Below are 3,762 nucleotides of genomic sequence, written 5' to 3' on the forward strand. Positions count from 1 at the left end.
GTGATGTCGTCCAAAGTGACGTTGCCCGTATTCGTCGCCGTGTAGGTGTACGTAATTACCCCCGTGACGGCGTCGTAGCTGCTCATCTTGATCAGTCCCAGGTCGGGCGTCTGCTGAACCGGCGTCTCCGTGGGATCATCTTCCACGTTGCTGTCGTCATCCGATTCATCCGTCACCGGCATGTCGTTGGGGTCCGTTCCCGTTCCTAAGGCCTGGTTAGATACCCCGCCTGCGTCGATGTCGGCTTGCGTCACCGTGTACGTGGCGGTGAATACCATGCTCGTACCCGGCGCGAGGTCCAATGCGTCGCCATCGCCGTCCAGATCGGCTCCGCCGCTCACGTATGTCGGTACCGGGAGCGTGCCCGTCCCCGTAAAGTCAATGGCTTGCTCCGTGACCGTGATGTCGTCCAAAGTGACGTTGCCCGTGTTGGTCGCCGTGTAAGTGTACGTGATTACCCCCGTGACGGCATCGTAGCTGCTCATCTTGATCAGTCCCAGGTCGGGCGTTTGTGGAATGGGGGTCTCCGTTGGATCATCTTCTCCGTCTAGCGGGCTTGATTCATCAGAAAGATCGGTCACCGGATCTGGGCTACCCAGTAAAAACCCTGCTCCAAGTGCCTGGTTGGTAACAGAGCCTGCGTCAATATCTATTTGAGATATTGTATAGGTGGCCGTAAAAACCAAAACAGCACCAGGTGACAAATCGAACGCGTCTCCATCGCCATCCAGATCGGCACCTCCACTTAAATAAACAGGCGTTGGAGGTGCTCCAGAACCACTAAAGGTACCTCCTTCTTCCGTTACTTCTATGTCATAAAGTGTTGCAGGTCCAGTGTTCGTAACGGTGTAAGTGTAAGTAATTATTCCGTTATCAGAATCGAGGACAGAAGTTTTGACGAGGCCAATATTGGCATTACACACATCTTCAATGCAATCCGTGCCCACCGTCATTCCAACATTGTCTGTTAGCATATCAAGGTTGCAATCAAATGCGGGATTGGCTGTCCAAAGATAATTGATGACCTCATCATCTACAAGGATAGCATTGTTCGTGACTCCATTGAAGTAAATCAAGCCCACAATGCCAGCATTGTTGTCCTGGTAACCATCATCAGCGTCTATTCCCTGTCCGGCACCACAATGATTATTATCAAACACAATGGGTGCACAAAGAGGGAAAGTGGCGGTGGGCTCTACGGTAAAACAGAAATCAGCAATCCGAACAGGCAGGGTGGAAAGACCGATCAAATTGTTGTCATTCGACAACAAATTGAACTGTACGTACCGACCGCCGCCACCAGTGAAGTTGAATACATCACCGAATACATCGTTGCTTTGATTCAATCCGCTGATGGTGTAGCCATTCTGCACATTGGCAACATTTAAGTTACTGAGGTATCCCGCGTCATAGTAGAAACGAATCGTGCTTGTTGCCAGTGCTGGGCTATCCGACGGATCGTCGATAGCAACCGTGATGGGGTAACAAATCTGGCGCGGGGTTCCGCAAGCGACTTGAACATCACCAACACTCCAGGTGAGCGTCCTTACCTGTCCACTTAAGGGAATAAGCCATGCTAAAGTCATTAAAGTGAATAAAATCCTGTTCATATTTGAATGTTTTTTGAGGCCTTAAGAAGATCCTCACTGGTGAATGTCTACTAGTTTGCAATGTGTTTAGATAAGAATGTGATTTTCTCATCCAGGAAATGTATTTAGAGCATGCGGAAATTTAAACATGCTCCTAGTCTCTTGGCACGGTGGAATTAAGGGGGGAGTTAGACAGCCACAGTTCAAAGTCGAGAGAACTGATGTCCCCATCCATATTGTAGTCCACCAAATTATACTCCTGGGACTCAGGACCATTATTGAACCATTTTGAAAAGTCTGCCACCGTAATGTCCGTATCCTCCGTACCAAGTGAAGACTGGTCTCCATTACCCGCAAATAGTGCAAAAAATCCTGGGATCACTTCTTTTTGCCCTACCAGATTCCCTGCCCCAAACGGGTCGTTTAAATAAGATTGCTTGTCCCGGAAATCATAAGAAATGACTCCATTTGCTACTGCTACCGCTTGGTGTGACATTGCAAGCAAATGGTTGCGGTGTTCGACAACCAGATAATAACTCTGACTCATGTCTAAATTACAGCAGCCGGAGTTATTAACTAATTCTATATGCCCGTCACTAAACAGCAGCGCAGCCTGGCGACAGAACGACTCATTTACGTTGAGCGGATTGCTACGAAGGGAGACCAATACCCAATCCACTACACCTACCGGATAATTCGCACTAGCCATCGCAGCATTTCCACCGGAATCGTACGCATTACCCTCCGGGCCTAGATAATTCCAGGGAGCAATATTGTAAACCTGCCCGGTAGCTCCTAAGGGAGGAGTGTATATGTCACCCGTAAAAGGATTCTCGCTAAACTGGCCAGGAAGCAGCCTGGAATCATTCAAGGTAGTACGCATGCTGGTTTGATAGGTTCCTGTTTGAGGATTAACCAGTGCCCCCTCTAAGAACAAGAACGCTTCAATAATTATGCATACCTGATTAACGGTGACCATTACCGTCGCGCTGTCGCAGTCACCGTCCGCATCGCAAATTTGGTACTCGAAACTATCAGCACCACTGAACCCTACAGCTGGCGTATAGTCCACCGTATCGTCCGTCGGGTCGTTGGGAGTACCAGCGTTGTTTACCGTCGCATCACCATTAGCTGGAGGCATCGTGACAATGATCTCTCCTCCACTCGGTCCATCACCCCCAAAATTGTCATTGACTAGCACAGGTATATTGGTTGCAACACCTTCATCCGTAATCGCCATATCGTCCTCTGCCAGGGGCAAATCATTGATGGGACTGATCGAAATATTCACAGTGGCGGTATCGCAAAGACTAGGAACTCCATTATCGCAGTAGGAATAACGGAAGCTGTCCAAGCCGTTGAAATCTCCATCTGGAGTATAGGTAAAGGTTCCATCGGCGTTAAGCATCAGATCTCCATTGACTACGCCCTGCACTACAGTCAGCAGCGTGTCCGGACCGTCTGGATCTGTATCATTATTTAAAACAGCGATGACCAAAGGTGTATCTTCTTGTCCGATTACGCTGTCGTCCACCGCATCAGGGGGAGTATTCAATTGTATGATGATGCTCACCGTTGCCGTATCAGTACTCCCATTTGAGTCTTCAATAAGGTAACGTAATGAATCTACACCTTGATAACCTGCCGCAGGGAGGTAATCGATAAAATCATCCGTGGGATCAGCAGGAGTGCCATTATCATTCACCGTAGCTACACCATTTTCCGGCAAAAGGACGATACGAATGGCATTGGTACCGGGTAAATCAGGACCGAAATCGTCATTGGCCAGTACGTCCAATACCACGGGGTCTTCCACAAAAAGTTCAAAGGTATCGTTGACCGCAACGGGCATTCCATCACAGGCGTCCGGAATACCGTTTCCATCACCGTCCAGTTGATCATCTCCTGCGCAGCACTTGTCCAGACAGTCAGGAACACCATCCCCGTCCGAATCTGCTCGAACGTAGGCATAGTAGACGATGAAGTCGCCCAATACACTGGCATTAATCAGTCCACCCACCGAAATCCTTACCTCATTGAAGGCTGCCGTACTGGGAAAGCCGATGAAGGCAACATCGGCGCTGCCACTGAGCAGCGTAACCCGCACCAAGGGGTCATTGGCGGTGAAAGATTCAACAAATGCCCCGTTCAGATAAGTCGCAATGGAGATGCC

At 49.2% G+C, this 3,762-nt stretch carries 2 protein-coding genes; both read right to left on the minus strand.

What is annotated here, in order from left to right:
• The coding region (locus tag H9S92_RS00450) for a DUF7507 domain-containing protein (protein ID WP_222935919.1) at positions 1–1,610 on the minus strand (1,610 nt) is incomplete at its 3' end.
• A gap of 133 nt (positions 1,611–1,743) precedes the next feature.
• On the minus strand, positions 1,744–3,762 hold a 2,019-nt coding region (locus H9S92_RS00455; protein WP_187464764.1), incomplete at its 5' end, for an Ig-like domain-containing protein.

This window comes from Neolewinella lacunae, from assembly GCF_014349155.1.
GTDB classification, from domain to species: domain Bacteria; phylum Bacteroidota; class Bacteroidia; order Chitinophagales; family Saprospiraceae; genus Neolewinella; species Neolewinella lacunae.